The sequence below is a fragment of the Cupriavidus sp. OTU4054 genome, from assembly GCF_038440175.1.
In the GTDB taxonomy this organism is placed as follows: Bacteria; Pseudomonadota; Gammaproteobacteria; order Burkholderiales; family Burkholderiaceae; genus Cupriavidus; species Cupriavidus pauculus_D.
In genome coordinates this window covers 149,275-162,085 of sequence record NZ_JASATF010000014.1, presented here as the reverse complement: position 1 = coordinate 162,085, position 12,811 = coordinate 149,275, and the positions used below count along the sequence as shown (strand labels likewise).

Sequence of the window (12,811 nt, the reverse complement as noted above, 5' to 3'; positions counted from 1 at the left end):
ATGGCACTCGTCAAGACCAAGCCGACGTCGCCGGGTCGTCGCACCATGGTGAAGGTCGTCAACAAGGACCTTCACAAGGGCGCGCCGCACGCTCCGCTGCTGGAAAAGCAATTCCAGAAGTCGGGTCGTAACAACAACGGCCACATCACCACCCGTCACAAGGGCGGTGGTCACAAGCACCACTACCGTGTGGTCGACTTCAAGCGCAACGACAAGGACGGTATCCCCGCCAAGGTCGAGCGCCTGGAATACGATCCGAACCGCAGCGCGAACATCGCGCTGGTGCTGTTCGCCGACGGTGAGCGCCGCTACATCATCGCCACCAAGGGCATGGTTGCCGGTCAATCGCTGCTGAACGGTTCGGAAGCGCCGATCAAGGCCGGTAACAACCTGCCGATCCGCAACATTCCGGTCGGTACCACGATCAACAACGTCGAAATCCTGCCGGGCAAGGGTGCGCAAGTCGCACGCGCTGCTGGCGGTTCCGCCGTGCTGCTGGCCCGCGAAGGCGTGTACGCCCAGGTGCGTCTGCGCTCCGGTGAAGTGCGCCGCGTGCATATCGAATGCCGCGCCACCATCGGTGAAGTGGGCAACGAAGAGCACAGCCTGCGTGTTATCGGCAAGGCCGGTGCAACGCGCTGGCGCGGTATTCGCCCGACCGTCCGCGGTGTGGTGATGAACCCGGTCGACCACCCGCACGGTGGTGGTGAGGGTCGTACTGCCGCCGGTCGCGATCCGGTCTCGCCGTGGGGTACCCCGACCAAGGGCTACCGTACCCGCAGCAACAAGCGCACTGCCAGCATGATCGTGCAGAAGCGCCACAAGCGTTAATCGGTAGGTAGGAGCTAAAGATATGACTCGTTCCGCAAAAAAGGGTCCGTTCTGCGACGCCCACCTGCTGAAGAAGGTGGAAGCTGCAGTCAGCGGCAAGGACAAGAAGCCCATCAAGACATGGTCGCGCCGCTCGACCATCATGCCGGACTTCATCGGTCTGACGATCGCCGTGCACAACGGCCGTCAACACGTGCCGGTGTATGTCACGGAAAACATGGTTGGCCACAAGCTCGGCGAATTTGCGCTCACGCGTACGTTCAAGGGCCACGCGGCTGACAAGAAAGCGAAGAGGTAAGGTGCCATCATGGAAGTGAAAGCGATTCATCGCGGTGCCCGCATCTCCGCCCAGAAAACGCGTCTGGTCGCTGACCAGATCCGTGGTCTGCCGATCGAGCGCGCGCTCAACGTCCTGACGTTCAGCCCGAAGAAGGCCGCCGGTATTGTGAAGAAGGTGGTCGAATCGGCCATCGCCAACGCCGAGCACAACGAAGGCGCCGACATCGACGAGCTGAAGGTCAAATCGATCTTCGTCGACAAGGCCACCTCGCTCAAGCGTTTCACGGCACGGGCAAAGGGCCGCGGCAACCGCATCGAGAAACAAACCTGTCACATCACTGTGACGCTCGGCAACTAAGGAGTCACGATGGGACAGAAGATTCATCCGACTGGCTTCCGTCTGGCCGTCAGCCGTAACTGGGCTTCGCGTTGGTACGCCAACAACACGAAGTTCGCCGGCATGCTGAAAGAAGACATCGAAGTTCGTGACTTCCTGAAGAAGAAGCTCAAGAACGCATCGGTTGGCCGCGTCGTGATCGAGCGCCCCGCCCGCAATGCACGTCTCACCATTTACAGCTCGCGTCCGGGCGTGGTGATCGGCAAGAAGGGCGAGGACATCGAACTGCTCAAGGCCGAGCTGCAACGTCGCATGGGTGTGCCCGTGCACGTGAACATCGAAGAAATCCGCAAGCCGGAAACCGATGCGCAGCTGATTGCCGACTCGATCACCCAGCAGCTCGAGCGCCGTATCATGTTCCGTCGCGCCATGAAGCGCGCGATGCAGAACGCGATGCGCCTCGGTGCTCAAGGTATCAAGATCATGAGCTCGGGTCGTCTGAACGGCATCGAAATCGCCCGTACCGAGTGGTACCGCGAAGGTCGTGTGCCCCTGCACACCCTGCGTGCCGACATCGACTACGGCTTCTCCGAAGCAGAAACCACCTACGGCATCATCGGTGTCAAGGTGTGGGTCTACAAGGGGGATCACCTGGGCCGCAATGACGCGCCCGTGGTGGAAGAGCCGCAAGACGAACGTCGCCGTCGCCCGGCCCGTCCGGAAGGCCGTCGCCGCGAAGGCGAAGGTGGCCGTCCGTCGGGCAACCGTCGCGGTGGCGCCGGTGGTGGTGCCGGTCGCCGCGCTGCGCCGGGCGCAGATGCGAAGAGTGGAGAATAACGATGCTGCAACCCAAGCGCAGAAAGTATCGCAAGGAGCAGAAAGGCCGCAACACGGGTAAGGCTACCCGTGGTAACGCCGTGTCTTTCGGCGAATTCGGCCTGAAGGCCATGGGCCGTGGTCGTCTGACCGCGCGCCAGATCGAATCGGCCCGTCGTGCGATGACCCGTCACATCAAGCGTGGCGGCCGCATCTGGATCCGGATTTTCCCGGACAAGCCGATTTCGAAGAAGCCCGCTGAAGTCCGTATGGGTAACGGTAAGGGCAATCCGGAGTACTACGTGGCTGAGATTCAGCCGGGCAAGATGCTGTACGAAATGGATGGCGTGAGTGAAGAGCTGGCACGTGAGGCGTTCCGCCTTGCCGCCGCCAAGCTGCCGATCGCCACGAACTTCGTTGTGCGTCAGGTCGGGACGTAAGGAGAGCAGGGATGAAAGCATCCGAACTTCGCGGCAAGGACGCCGCCGGGCTGAACCAGGAGCTCTCCGAGCTGCTGAAGGCCCAATTTAGCCTGCGCATGCAAAAGGCCACCCAACAGCTGCAGAACACCAGCCAGCTGAAGAAGGTGCGCAAGGACATCGCGCGGGTGCAAACCGTGCTGAATGAGAAGGCAAGCTCGAAATGACTGAAACTGCAAAAACGGAATCGTCGCTTCGCCGCACGCTGGTTGGCCGGGTTGTGAGCGACAAGATGGACAAGACCGTAACGGTCTTGATCGAAAACCGCGTCAAGCATCCGCTGTATGGCAAGTACGTGCTGCGTTCGAAGAAGTACCACGCACACGACGAAGCCAACCAGTACAAGGAAGGCGACAAGGTCGAAATCCAGGAAACGCGTCCGCTCTCGCGGACCAAGTCCTGGGTGGTTTCCCGGCTGGTAGAAGCGGCGCGCGTCATCTAAGAACAACGTTCTCAAGTTGACTTGCAAGGTCCAGGGTTATGTTGCTATAATCCTGGACTTCCGCTTTATTGCGCCCGTCTTAGCAGTACCAACCGGACAGGCCTGTAAGGCGAACCCCGCCCAGATGATGTTGCCGTAGCAGTTCCGCGGCTCTCGTTGTCTGGTGACTACCGACTTCAAAGTTGATCAACCCAAGCGGTTCTGGCGCAAAGCCTTGGACCGACGGGACCAAGACTGACCGACAGGCTCGCCTGACGGATTAAGTTGGGAAGATAACACCATGATTCAGACAGAAAGCCGGCTCGAAGTGGCCGATAACACTGGTGCGCGCGAAGTGCTGTGCATCAAAGTGCTGGGTGGGTCCAAGCGCCGCTATGCGAGCGTGGGCGACATCATCAAGGTGACCGTGAAGGACGCAGCGCCGCGCGGTCGCGTGAAGAAGGGCGACATCTACAACGCCGTTGTCGTGCGCACCGCCAAGGGCGTGCGTCGCGCGGACGGTTCGCTCGTCAAGTTCGACGGCAACGCCGCCGTCCTGCTGAACAACAAGCTCGAGCCGATCGGCACCCGCATCTTCGGGCCGGTGACTCGTGAACTCCGTACCGAGCGCTTCATGAAGATCGTGTCGCTCGCGCCGGAAGTGCTGTAAGGAGCCGCCATGAACAAGATTCGCAAGGGCGATGAAGTCATCGTGCTGACTGGCAAGGACAAGGGCAAGCGCGGTACCGTGCAAGCCGTTCTCGGCGAGAAGATCGCCGTGGAAGGCGTGAACGTCGCGAAGAAGCACGCTCGCCCGAACCCGATGCTGGGCACCACTGGTGGCGTGGTCGACAAGGTCATGCCGCTGCATATTTCCAACGTTGCGCTCGTGGATGCCAATGGCAAGCCGTCGCGCGTCGGCTTCAAGGTGGAAGACGGTAAGCGCGTGCGCTTCCTGAAGACCACTGGCGCCGTCGTCGCCGCTTGATTCTGGGCACGGATAGGAGTTGAGCATGGCAGCACGTCTGCAAGAGTTTTACAAAGAGAAGGTTGTACCGAAGCTGATCGAGCAATTCGGCTACAAGTCGGTCATGGAAGTGCCGCGCATCACCAAGATCACCCTGAACATGGGTCTTGGCGAAGCCATCAATGACAAGAAGGTCATTGAACTGGCAGTCGGCGACCTGACGAAGATCGCTGGTCAGAAGCCCGTGGTGACGAAGGCCAAGAAGGCTATCGCCGGCTTCAAGATTCGCCAGGGCTACCCCATCGGTGCGATGGTGACCCTGCGCGGTGAGCGCATGTTCGAATTCCTCGATCGTTTCGTGACCGTGGCACTGCCGCGTGTGCGTGACTTCCGTGGTGTGTCGGGCCGTTCGTTCGACGGTCGTGGCAACTACAACATCGGTGTGAAAGAGCAGATCATTTTCCCCGAAATCGAGTACGACAAGATCGACGCACTGCGTGGTCTGAACATCAGCATCACGACGACGGCGAAGAACGACGAAGAAGCCAAGGCGCTTCTCGGTGCGTTCAAGTTCCCGTTCCGTAATTAAGGGGTAACCGTGGCTAAACTGGCTCTGATTGAACGTGAGAAGAAGCGCGCAAAGCTCGTGGCGAAGTTCGCCCCGAAGCGCGCTGCCCTCAAGGCCATCATCGACGACCAAGAAAAGTCGGAAGAAGAGCGTTATCTGGCGCGTCTCGAGCTGCAACAGCTCCCGCGCAACGCGAACCCGACCCGTCAGCGCAACCGTTGCGCGATCACCGGTCGTCCCCGCGGCACCTTCCGCAAGTTTGGCCTGGCGCGTAACAAGATCCGCGAAATCGCCTTCAAGGGCGAAATCCCGGGTCTGACGAAAGCCAGCTGGTAATTACGCACAGGCTACAGGAGAAACAGTATGAGCATGAGCGATCCGATCGCCGATATGCTGACGCGCATCCGCAACGCTCAAGGCGTGCAGAAGGCGTCCGTTGTCATGCCCTCGTCGAAGCTGAAAGCAGCGATCGCCAAGGTCCTGAAGGACGAAGGCTATATCGATGACTTCGCCGTCCAGGAAGATGGCGGCAAGGCACAACTGACCATCGGTCTCAAGTACTACGCCGGCCGTCCGGTTATCGAGCGCATCGAACGCGTGTCGAAGCCCGGTCTGCGCGTGTACAAGGGCCGTACCGACATTCCCCAGGTGATGAACGGCCTCGGCGTAGCGATCATCTCGACCCCCAAGGGTCTGATGACCGACCGCAAGGCACGTGCCACCGGCGTGGGCGGCGAAGTTCTTTGCTACGTCGCTTAAGGAGGAACCATGTCCCGTGTAGGTAAGGCTCCCATCGCGCTGCCGAAAGGCGCGGAAGTGAATGTGGCAGGCGGCGTGCTCTCCGTGAAGGGCCCGCTCGGTACGCTGTCGCAACCGATTCATGGCCTGGTGAAGGCCAATGTCGAAAACGACACGCTGACGTTTGCTCCGGCAGATGAGTCGCGTGAAGCTAACGCCCTGCAAGGCACCATGCGCGCCCTGGCGGCAAACATGGTCAAGGGCGTGACCACCGGTTTCGAGCGCAAGCTGACCCTGGTAGGCGTGGGCTATCGTGCCCAGCTCCAAGGCACCGCGCTGAAGCTCCAGCTTGGTTTCTCGCACGACGTGATCCATGAGATGCCGGCCGGCGTGAAGGCGGAAACGCCGACGCAGACCGAGATCATCATCAAGGGTGCGGACAAGCAGAAAGTCGGTCAGGTTGCCGCGGAAGTCCGCGCGTACCGTCCGCCTGAGCCCTACAAGGGCAAGGGTGTTCGCTACGCCGACGAGCGCGTCATCCTGAAGGAAACCAAGAAGAAGTAAGGGGTGCAATGATGAACAAGAAAGACGCTCGTTTGCGCCGTGCACGTCAGACCCGCGCCAAGATCGCGGAGATGAAAGTCAATCGTCTGACCGTGTTCCGTACGAATTCGCATATCTACGCTCAGGTCTACTCGCCGTGCGGCACCCAAGTGGTGGCGTCGGCTTCGACGGCCGAAGCAGAAGTGCGCAAGGAACTGACCGGCAGCGGTGCTACCGTCGCCGCCGCCACCGTGGTTGGCAAGCGCGTCGCCGAGAAGGCGAAGGCAGCTGGCGTGGAAGTCGTTGCGTTCGATCGCGGCGGTTTCCGTTTCCACGGCCGCGTGAAGGCCCTGGCTGACGCTGCCCGCGAAGCCGGCCTCAAGTTCTAAGCGAGAGAGAGATACGTCATGGCAAAGATGCAAGCAAAAGTCCAGCAGGACGAACGCGACGACGGCCTCCGCGAGAAGATGATCTCGGTCAACCGCGTCACCAAGGTGGTGAAGGGCGGCCGTATCCTCGGTTTCGCCGCGCTGACCGTGGTTGGTGATGGCGATGGCCGCATCGGCATGGGCAAGGGCAAGGCGAAGGAAGTGCCCGTGGCCGTGCAGAAGGCGATGGACGAAGCCCGTCGCAAGATGGTCAAGGTTTCGCTGAAGAACGGCACGCTCCAACACGAAGTGGTTGGCAAGCATGGCGCCGCCAAGGTGCTGATGATGCCCGCGAAGGAAGGTACCGGCGTGATCGCCGGCGGCCCGATGCGCGCCATCTTCGAAGTAATGGGCGTGACGAACGTCGTTACCAAGTCCCACGGCTCGACGAACCCGTACAACATGGTTCGCGCCACTCTCGACGGCCTGCAGAAGATGAGCACGCCGAGCGAGATCGCTGCGAAGCGTGGCAAGTCGGTCGAAGACATCCTCGGTTAAGGTGAACGACATGTCGCAGAAAACCGTAAAAGTGCAACTCGTGCGCAGCCTGATCGGCACGCGCGAGGATCATCGCGCCACCGTCCGTGGCCTGGGCCTGCGCCGAATCAACTCGGTGTCGGAACTGCAGGACACGCCCGCCGTGCGCGGCATGATCAACAAGGTCTCGTACCTGGTCAAGGTTCTGGCCTGATACCGGGAACTCGGAGAGCAACATGCAACTGAACAACCTGAAACCGGCCGCCGGTTCGAAGCACGCCAAGCGTCGCGTCGGCCGCGGTATCGGCTCCGGCCTGGGCAAGACCGCCGGTCGTGGTCACAAGGGTCAGAAGTCGCGTTCGGGCGGCTTCCACAAGGTGGGTTTCGAAGGCGGTCAAATGCCGCTGTATCGTCGTCTGCCGAAGCGTGGTTTCACCTCGCTGACGAAGGCGTTCACCGCCGAAGTGACCCTGCGCGACATCGAGCGCCTGGAAGCTGCTGAAGTGGACCTTCTGGTCCTGAAGCAGGCCGGCCTCGTTGGCGAACTGGTCAAGACCGCGAAGGTGATCAAGGCTGGTGAGCTGACCCGCAAGGTCACGATCAAGGGTCTGGGCGCCACCGCTGGTGCCAAGGCCGCGATCGAAGCCGCTGGCGGCCAGATCGCCGAGTAATTACCAGCAGCCATCGCAGCAGGACGCGAGTCATAGTCGGAGCATCGTTTGGCCACGGCGAAACCTAACGCAAGCACGCAAGCCAGGAACACCGCGAAGTACGGCGATCTAAAGCGCCGTCTGATGTTCCTGGTGCTGGCCCTGATCGTCTACCGCATCGGTGCGCATATTCCGGTGCCGGGAATCGATCCGGATCAGCTCGCGAAGCTTTTCCAGAGTCAGTCGGGTGGCATCCTCGGGATGTTCAACCTGTTCTCGGGCGGTGCGCTGTCGCGCTTCACCGTCTTCGCGCTCGGCATCATGCCGTACATCTCGGCGTCGATCATCATGCAGTTGCTGACGATCGTGCTGCCGCAGCTGGAGTCGTTGAAGAAGGAAGGGCAGGCGGGCCAGAGGAAGATCACGCAGTACACGCGCTACGGCACGGTGGTTCTGGCCACCTTCCAGGCGCTGTCGATCGCAGTCGCGCTGGAGTCGCAGCCGGGTCTGGTCATCGATCCGGGCCTGATGTTCCGGGCTACGGCGGTGATTACGCTGGTGACCGGCACGATGTTCCTGATGTGGCTCGGTGAGCAGATCACCGAACGCGGACTGGGCAACGGGATTTCGATCATCATCTTCGGTGGTATCGCCGCGGGCTTGCCCAACGCGATCGGCGGACTGTTCGAACTGGTCCGTACGGGTTCCATGAGCATCATCGCGGCGATCCTGATCGTGGCGATCATTGTGGGTGTGACCTTCGCCGTGGTGTTTGTCGAACGCGGTCAGCGCAAGATCCTCGTGAACTATGCCAAGCGTCAGGTCGGCAACAAGGTGTACGGCGGTCAGTCGTCGCACCTGCCGCTGAAGCTGAACATGGCCGGGGTGATTCCGCCGATCTTCGCGTCGTCGATCATTCTGTTCCCGGCGACGATCGCGGGGTGGTTCACGTCTGACTCGACAGGCTCGGTTGGCCGGTTCATCAAGGACCTCGCCGCCACGCTGTCGCCGGGTCAGCCCGTGTACATCCTGCTGTATGCGGCTGCGATTATTTTCTTCTGCTTCTTCTATACGGCCCTGGTGTACAACAGCCGGGAAGTTGCAGACAACCTGAAGAAAAGCGGTGCCTTCATTCCGGGTATTCGTCCGGGCGAGCAGACGACGCGCTACATCGACAAGATTCTGGTGCGATTGACGCTGGCTGGCGCGATCTACATCACGCTGGTCTGCCTGCTGCCTGAATTCCTGGTGCTGCGCTGGAACGTTCCGTTCTATTTCGGCGGAACCTCACTGCTGATCATCGTGGTCGTCACGATGGACTTCATGGCGCAAGTGCAGTCGTACGTCATGTCGCAGCAGTATGAGTCCCTGCTGAAGAAGGCGAATTTCAAGGGTAACCTGACCTTGCGATAAAGCGGGGTTGGACCAGGCTCTAGGTATGGCAAAAGACGACGTCATCCAGATGCAAGGGGAGGTCCTGGAAAATCTCCCCAACGCGACGTTCCGCGTCAAGCTCGAAAATGGCCACGTAGTGCTGGGCCACATCTCCGGCAAGATGCGAATGAACTACATCCGGATTCTTCCGGGTGACAAGGTGACCGTAGAATTGACGCCATATGATCTGTCACGCGCGCGCATCGTCTTCCGGACGAAGTGAAGCGAACAGGAATTGAAGGAAGAGGAAAATCATGAAAGTGCTGGCTTCTGTGAAGCGCATTTGCCGCAACTGCAAAATCATCAAGCGCAACGGTGTGGTGCGTGTGATCTGCTCGTCGGATCCGCGCCACAAGCAACGCCAAGGCTAATCGGAAAGAGGATTGACGAATGGCACGTATCGCAGGGGTTAACATCCCCAACCACAAGCATACCGAGATCGGTCTGACGGCCATTTTCGGTGTCGGTCGCTCGCGCGCTCGCAAGATTTGCGAGGCCACCGGTGTTCCGTTTGACAAGAAGGTCAAGGATCTGACCGACGCCGACCTGGAAAAGCTTCGTGACGAAGTGGGCAAGGTTACGGTTGAGGGTGACCTGCGCCGCGAAAACACGATGAACATCAAGCGTCTGATGGACCTTGGTTGCTATCGTGGCGTCCGCCACCGCAAGGGTCTGCCGCTCCGCGGCCAGCGTACCCGCACGAACGCCCGCACCCGCAAGGGTCCGCGTAAGGCCGGCGTGGCTCTGAAGAAGTAAAGCCGAAGGCATAGGAACAGACACATGGCAAAAGGTCCGAACAACGCCGCCCAGCGCGCGCGTAAGAAGGTCAAGAAGAACGTTGCCGACGGCATTGCGCACGTTCACGCTTCGTTCAACAACACCATCATCACGATCACCGACCGTCAGGGCAACGCCCTGTCGTGGGCGACCGCCGGTGGCCAGGGCTTCAAGGGTTCGCGCAAGTCGACCCCGTTCGCTGCCCAGGTTGCTGCCGAGAACGCCGGCCGCGTGGCGCAGGACCAGGGCATCAAGAACCTGGAAGTGCGCATCAAGGGCCCCGGTCCTGGCCGCGAATCGGCTGTCCGCGCGCTGAACGCGCTGGGCATCAAGATCGCCGTGATCGAAGACGTGACGCCGGTGCCGCACAACGGCTGCCGTCCGCCGAAGCGTCGTCGTATCTAAGCATCGACAGCAGACCTCGTCATCGTGCCGACATAAATGGCGCGATGCCGATGTTTCATTGATGTGGTAGTATCGCGCGTTGACCTGCTGCAACCTGTTGCGGCAGGTTTTCGTTTTGCGTCTTATGCTTTTGCGTTACTCCGCGGTGTTTCGGCGCCACGGATGCCAATAAGCCCACCGTCCGTCAGATTTGCTGACGGACTCGCGGCGTGCCCGGAGCGTACCGATTTGTCGGCGCTGACCGAGGCGGCGTCGCGATCGATCAAAGGAAGATAAAGTGGCACGTTATACCGGCCCGAAGGCCAAACTTTCCCGCCGCGAAGGCACCGATCTGTTCCTGAAGAGCGCCCGTCGCTCGCTGGCTGACAAGTGCAAGCTGGACAGCAAGCCCGGTCAACACGGCCGCACCTCGGGTGCCCGTACGTCGGACTACGGCAACCAGTTGCGCGAAAAGCAGAAGGTCAAGCGTATCTATGGCGTGCTCGAGCGTCAGTTCCGCCGCTACTTCGCTGAAGCCGACCGTATCAAGGGCAATACCGGCGAAAACCTGCTGCGTCTGCTGGAATCGCGTCTCGACAACGTCGTGTATCGCATGGGTTTCGGCTCGACCCGCGCTGAAGCGCGTCAGCTGGTTTCGCACAAGGCGATCCTGGTGAACGGCATTGCACTGAACGTGCCGTCGGCCCAGATCAAGTCGGGTGACGTGGTGACCGTGCGTGAGCAGTCGCGCAAGCAGGTTCGTATCGCCGAAGCGCTGTCGCTGGCCGAGCAGTCGGGTTTCCCGACCTGGGTGGCCGTCGATTCCAAGAAGTTTGAAGGCACCTTCAAGCAAGCCCCGGATCGCGCCGACATCTCCGGCGACATCAACGAGAGCCTGATCGTCGAATTGTATTCGCGTTAATCGAGCCAATCGATCCGCGAACGGTTCCCGCGCTTGCGTCTCCCGCAACGCCTCGTTATCAGCCCGACGCGCACTACGCGCGGTCGGGCTTATTGCCCATCATGCGATGGGTTTTTTCAGGTTCCAAACGTCAGCCTTATCGGTGTAACGAGCCGAGGGTATTGAAAAGGACAACCTAATGCAAACAGCACTCCTCAAGCCAAAAATCATCGCCGTCGAACCGCTTGGCGACCATCACGCCAAGGTCGTGATGGAGCCGTTCGAGCGCGGCTACGGCCATACGCTCGGTAACGCGCTGCGTCGCGTGCTGCTGTCGTCGATGGTCGGCTACGCGCCGACCGAGGTCACGATCGCTGGAGTGGTGCACGAGTATTCCACCATCGACGGTGTGCAGGAAGACGTGGTCAACCTGCTGCTGAACCTGAAGGGTGTCGTGTTCAAGCTGCACAACCGCGACGAAGTCACGGTGTCGCTGCGCAAGGATGGCGAAGGCGTGGTCACGGCTGCCGATATCGAGCTGCCGCACGACGTCGAGATCATCAACCCGAATCACGTGATCGCGCATCTGTCTGCCGGCGGCAAGCTGGACATGCAGATCAAGGTCGAGCAAGGCCGCGGCTACGTGCCGGGCAACGTGCGCAAGTTCGGCGACGAAGCGGGCAAGGTCATCGGCCGCATCGTGCTGGACGCATCGTTCTCGCCGGTCCGCCGCGTGTCGTACGCCGTGGAATCCGCCCGTGTGGAACAGCGTACCGACCTCGACAAGCTCGTGATGAACATCGAAACCGACGGCGTGATCTCGCCCGAGGAAGCGATTCGCCAGTCGGCTCGCATCCTGGTCGATCAGCTGTCCGTGTTCGCCGCGCTGGAAGGCACCGAGTCGGCCGCTGAAGCCGCTTCGAGCCGTACGCCGCAGATCGATCCGATCCTGCTGCGCCCGGTCGACGACCTCGAGCTGACGGTGCGCTCGGCCAACTGCCTGAAGGCCGAGAACATCTACTACATCGGCGACCTGATCCAGCGTACCGAGAACGAACTGCTCAAGACCCCGAACCTGGGTCGCAAGTCGCTCAACGAGATCAAGGAAGTCCTCGCCTCCCGTGGCCTGACGCTCGGCATGAAGCTCGAGAACTGGCCGCCCGCAGGCCTGGAGAAGTAATTGGCATGGCAGGGCCGCGGCAACGTGGCCCTGCCTGTCGAGTTGCCGCCAGCATGGTGCTGACGGCTCGGAAGCACTACCGGCCCGCGCCAATGTCCGTCGAATCGTTGACGGCGTGGCGATAGAAGAGCTGGTCAAACACTGTTATCGAAAGGAATCATCATGCGTCACCGTCATGGTTTGCGGAAGCTGAACCGCACCTCGTCGCACCGTCTCGCGATGCTGCGCAACATGTCCAACTCGCTGTTCCAACACGAGCTGATCAAGACCACCCTGCCGAAGGCCAAGGAACTGCGCAAGGTCGTCGAGCCCCTCATCACGCTGGCCAAGAAGGACACCGTGGCGAACCGTCGCCTGGCGTTTGCCCGCCTGCGCGATCGCGACATCGTGACCAAGCTGTTCACGGAACTGGGCCCGCGTTACAACGCACGTCCGGGCGGCTACACCCGCATCCTGAAGTTCGGTTTCCGTCAGGGCGACAACGCGCCGATGGCGCTGGTCGAACTGGTCGACCGTCCGGAAATCACCGAAGCCCCGGCTGAAGAAGCTGCGGAATAAGGTATCGGACCTGCGGCAGCCTGTCTCACGACGGGTTCGCACG

25 protein-coding genes are annotated in these 12,811 nt (G+C 60.8%); all 25 read left to right on the top strand.

Annotated elements, in window-relative coordinates; genetic code table 11:
- The 25 genes from rplB (at position 1) to rplQ (ending at position 12,768) form a co-directional block, all read left to right on the top strand.
- On the top strand, positions 1-831 hold the full coding sequence (rplB, locus tag AAHB16_RS18075; RefSeq protein WP_150373510.1) for a 50S ribosomal protein L2: 831 nt from the start codon (positions 1-3) through the stop codon (positions 829-831).
- A 22-nt stretch (positions 832-853) separates the two neighbouring features.
- Positions 854-1,129: a 30S ribosomal protein S19 gene (gene rpsS, locus AAHB16_RS18070; protein WP_109585084.1), complete on the top strand. Its 276-nt coding sequence runs from the start codon at positions 854-856 to the stop codon at positions 1,127-1,129.
- Between the two features lie 9 nt (positions 1,130-1,138).
- Positions 1,139-1,468 (top strand): 50S ribosomal protein L22, encoded by a 330-nt coding sequence (gene rplV, locus AAHB16_RS18065; RefSeq protein ID WP_010812393.1) that lies wholly within the window; start codon positions 1,139-1,141, stop codon positions 1,466-1,468.
- A 9-nt stretch (positions 1,469-1,477) separates the two neighbouring features.
- A complete protein-coding gene (rpsC, locus tag AAHB16_RS18060; RefSeq protein WP_150373511.1) occupies positions 1,478-2,284 on the top strand; it encodes a 30S ribosomal protein S3 in 807 nt (268 codons plus the stop codon).
- A 2-nt stretch (positions 2,285-2,286) separates the two neighbouring features.
- On the top strand, positions 2,287-2,703 hold the full coding sequence (rplP, locus tag AAHB16_RS18055) for a 50S ribosomal protein L16 (protein ID WP_006576240.1): 417 nt from the start codon (positions 2,287-2,289) through the stop codon (positions 2,701-2,703).
- 11 nt (positions 2,704-2,714) lie between these two features.
- Positions 2,715-2,909 carry a 50S ribosomal protein L29 gene (gene rpmC / locus AAHB16_RS18050; RefSeq protein ID WP_109585086.1) on the top strand — a complete coding sequence of 65 codons (195 nt, stop codon included), beginning with the start codon at positions 2,715-2,717 and terminating at the stop codon, positions 2,907-2,909.
- Positions 2,906-3,184 (top strand): 30S ribosomal protein S17, encoded by a 279-nt coding sequence (gene rpsQ, locus AAHB16_RS18045; RefSeq protein WP_150373512.1) that lies wholly within the window; start codon positions 2,906-2,908, stop codon positions 3,182-3,184. Before rpmC ends, rpsQ begins: the two co-directional genes overlap by 4 nt.
- Before the next feature lie 280 nt (positions 3,185-3,464).
- The gene (gene rplN, locus AAHB16_RS18040) at positions 3,465-3,833 is read left to right on the top strand and encodes a 50S ribosomal protein L14 (protein WP_006576237.1); all 369 of its coding nucleotides are present in this window, start codon (positions 3,465-3,467) and stop codon (positions 3,831-3,833) included.
- Between the two features lie 9 nt (positions 3,834-3,842).
- Positions 3,843-4,151: a 50S ribosomal protein L24 gene (gene rplX / locus AAHB16_RS18035; RefSeq protein WP_150373513.1), complete on the top strand. Its 309-nt coding sequence runs from the start codon at positions 3,843-3,845 to the stop codon at positions 4,149-4,151.
- A gap of 25 nt (positions 4,152-4,176) precedes the next feature.
- Positions 4,177-4,719, top strand: coding sequence for a 50S ribosomal protein L5 (gene rplE / locus AAHB16_RS18030; RefSeq protein ID WP_109585089.1), 543 nt, complete (start codon positions 4,177-4,179; stop codon positions 4,717-4,719).
- 9 nt (positions 4,720-4,728) lie between these two features.
- Entirely contained in the window at positions 4,729-5,034 is a 306-nt protein-coding gene (gene rpsN / locus AAHB16_RS18025; RefSeq protein WP_109585090.1) for a 30S ribosomal protein S14, read from the top strand.
- A gap of 27 nt (positions 5,035-5,061) precedes the next feature.
- On the top strand, positions 5,062-5,457 hold the full coding sequence (gene rpsH, locus AAHB16_RS18020; RefSeq protein ID WP_109585091.1) for a 30S ribosomal protein S8: 396 nt from the start codon (positions 5,062-5,064) through the stop codon (positions 5,455-5,457).
- Positions 5,458-5,466: 9 nt separating this feature from the next.
- Entirely contained in the window at positions 5,467-6,000 is a 534-nt protein-coding gene (gene rplF / locus AAHB16_RS18015; protein WP_109585092.1) for a 50S ribosomal protein L6, read from the top strand.
- Positions 6,001-6,011: 11 nt separating this feature from the next.
- A complete protein-coding gene (gene rplR / locus AAHB16_RS18010; RefSeq protein WP_109585218.1) occupies positions 6,012-6,368 on the top strand; it encodes a 50S ribosomal protein L18 in 357 nt (118 codons plus the stop codon).
- Positions 6,369-6,386: 18 nt separating this feature from the next.
- Positions 6,387-6,905: a 30S ribosomal protein S5 gene (rpsE, locus tag AAHB16_RS18005; protein WP_011299302.1), complete on the top strand. Its 519-nt coding sequence runs from the start codon at positions 6,387-6,389 to the stop codon at positions 6,903-6,905.
- Positions 6,906-6,915: 10 nt separating this feature from the next.
- Entirely contained in the window at positions 6,916-7,098 is a 183-nt protein-coding gene (gene rpmD / locus AAHB16_RS18000) for a 50S ribosomal protein L30 (protein ID WP_010812381.1), read from the top strand.
- A gap of 22 nt (positions 7,099-7,120) precedes the next feature.
- On the top strand, positions 7,121-7,555 hold the full coding sequence (gene rplO, locus AAHB16_RS17995; protein ID WP_109585094.1) for a 50S ribosomal protein L15: 435 nt from the start codon (positions 7,121-7,123) through the stop codon (positions 7,553-7,555).
- A 48-nt stretch (positions 7,556-7,603) separates the two neighbouring features.
- Positions 7,604-8,947 carry a preprotein translocase subunit SecY gene (gene secY, locus AAHB16_RS17990; protein WP_150373514.1) on the top strand — a complete coding sequence of 448 codons (1,344 nt, stop codon included), beginning with the start codon at positions 7,604-7,606 and terminating at the stop codon, positions 8,945-8,947.
- 25 nt (positions 8,948-8,972) lie between these two features.
- On the top strand, positions 8,973-9,191 hold the full coding sequence (gene infA / locus AAHB16_RS17985) for a translation initiation factor IF-1 (RefSeq protein ID WP_010812378.1): 219 nt from the start codon (positions 8,973-8,975) through the stop codon (positions 9,189-9,191).
- Positions 9,192-9,222: 31 nt separating this feature from the next.
- The gene (gene rpmJ, locus AAHB16_RS17980; RefSeq protein ID WP_008642959.1) at positions 9,223-9,339 is read left to right on the top strand and encodes a 50S ribosomal protein L36; all 117 of its coding nucleotides are present in this window, start codon (positions 9,223-9,225) and stop codon (positions 9,337-9,339) included.
- A gap of 19 nt (positions 9,340-9,358) precedes the next feature.
- Positions 9,359-9,724, top strand: a complete 366-nt coding sequence (rpsM, locus tag AAHB16_RS17975; protein WP_150373515.1) for a 30S ribosomal protein S13 — start codon at positions 9,359-9,361, stop codon at positions 9,722-9,724.
- A gap of 24 nt (positions 9,725-9,748) precedes the next feature.
- Positions 9,749-10,150 carry a 30S ribosomal protein S11 gene (rpsK, locus tag AAHB16_RS17970; protein WP_008642963.1) on the top strand — a complete coding sequence of 134 codons (402 nt, stop codon included), beginning with the start codon at positions 9,749-9,751 and terminating at the stop codon, positions 10,148-10,150.
- Positions 10,151-10,427: 277 nt separating this feature from the next.
- Positions 10,428-11,051, top strand: coding sequence for a 30S ribosomal protein S4 (gene rpsD, locus AAHB16_RS17965; RefSeq protein WP_150373516.1), 624 nt, complete (start codon positions 10,428-10,430; stop codon positions 11,049-11,051).
- Positions 11,052-11,229: 178 nt separating this feature from the next.
- Positions 11,230-12,210: a DNA-directed RNA polymerase subunit alpha gene (locus AAHB16_RS17960; RefSeq protein WP_109585098.1), complete on the top strand. Its 981-nt coding sequence runs from the start codon at positions 11,230-11,232 to the stop codon at positions 12,208-12,210.
- A gap of 162 nt (positions 12,211-12,372) precedes the next feature.
- On the top strand, positions 12,373-12,768 hold the full coding sequence (gene rplQ / locus AAHB16_RS17955; RefSeq protein WP_029043791.1) for a 50S ribosomal protein L17: 396 nt from the start codon (positions 12,373-12,375) through the stop codon (positions 12,766-12,768).
- The last annotated feature ends 43 nt before the right edge of the window (positions 12,769-12,811 follow it).

Bases quoted from the DNA above. Each gene is read 5' to 3' on its own strand.
- rplO (WP_109585094.1), top strand. From the start codon at position 7,121: ATGCAACTGAACAACCTGAAACCGGCCGCCGGTTCGAAGCACGCCAAG.
- rplR (WP_109585218.1), top strand. From the start codon at position 6,012: ATGAACAAGAAAGACGCTCGTTTGCGCCGTGCACGTCAGACCCGCGCC.
- rpsE (WP_011299302.1), top strand. From the start codon at position 6,387: ATGGCAAAGATGCAAGCAAAAGTCCAGCAGGACGAACGCGACGACGGC.
- rpmD (WP_010812381.1), top strand. From the start codon at position 6,916: ATGTCGCAGAAAACCGTAAAAGTGCAACTCGTGCGCAGCCTGATCGGC.
- rpsK (WP_008642963.1), top strand. From the start codon at position 9,749: ATGGCAAAAGGTCCGAACAACGCCGCCCAGCGCGCGCGTAAGAAGGTC.
- rplF (WP_109585092.1), top strand. From the start codon at position 5,467: ATGTCCCGTGTAGGTAAGGCTCCCATCGCGCTGCCGAAAGGCGCGGAA.
- rplQ (WP_029043791.1), top strand. From the start codon at position 12,373: ATGCGTCACCGTCATGGTTTGCGGAAGCTGAACCGCACCTCGTCGCAC.
- rplE (WP_109585089.1), top strand. From the start codon at position 4,177: ATGGCAGCACGTCTGCAAGAGTTTTACAAAGAGAAGGTTGTACCGAAG.
- rplX (WP_150373513.1), top strand. From the start codon at position 3,843: ATGAACAAGATTCGCAAGGGCGATGAAGTCATCGTGCTGACTGGCAAG.
- rpsM (WP_150373515.1), top strand. From the start codon at position 9,359: ATGGCACGTATCGCAGGGGTTAACATCCCCAACCACAAGCATACCGAG.
- rpmJ (WP_008642959.1), top strand. From the start codon at position 9,223: ATGAAAGTGCTGGCTTCTGTGAAGCGCATTTGCCGCAACTGCAAAATC.
- rplB (WP_150373510.1), top strand. From the start codon at position 1: ATGGCACTCGTCAAGACCAAGCCGACGTCGCCGGGTCGTCGCACCATG.
- rpsH (WP_109585091.1), top strand. From the start codon at position 5,062: ATGAGCATGAGCGATCCGATCGCCGATATGCTGACGCGCATCCGCAAC.
- rplV (WP_010812393.1), top strand. From the start codon at position 1,139: ATGGAAGTGAAAGCGATTCATCGCGGTGCCCGCATCTCCGCCCAGAAA.
- rpsQ (WP_150373512.1), top strand. From the start codon at position 2,906: ATGACTGAAACTGCAAAAACGGAATCGTCGCTTCGCCGCACGCTGGTT.
- rpsS (WP_109585084.1), top strand. From the start codon at position 854: ATGACTCGTTCCGCAAAAAAGGGTCCGTTCTGCGACGCCCACCTGCTG.
- rplP (WP_006576240.1), top strand. From the start codon at position 2,287: ATGCTGCAACCCAAGCGCAGAAAGTATCGCAAGGAGCAGAAAGGCCGC.
- infA (WP_010812378.1), top strand. From the start codon at position 8,973: ATGGCAAAAGACGACGTCATCCAGATGCAAGGGGAGGTCCTGGAAAAT.
- AAHB16_RS17960 (WP_109585098.1), top strand. From the start codon at position 11,230: ATGCAAACAGCACTCCTCAAGCCAAAAATCATCGCCGTCGAACCGCTT.
- rpsC (WP_150373511.1), top strand. From the start codon at position 1,478: ATGGGACAGAAGATTCATCCGACTGGCTTCCGTCTGGCCGTCAGCCGT.
- rplN (WP_006576237.1), top strand. From the start codon at position 3,465: ATGATTCAGACAGAAAGCCGGCTCGAAGTGGCCGATAACACTGGTGCG.
- rpmC (WP_109585086.1), top strand. From the start codon at position 2,715: ATGAAAGCATCCGAACTTCGCGGCAAGGACGCCGCCGGGCTGAACCAG.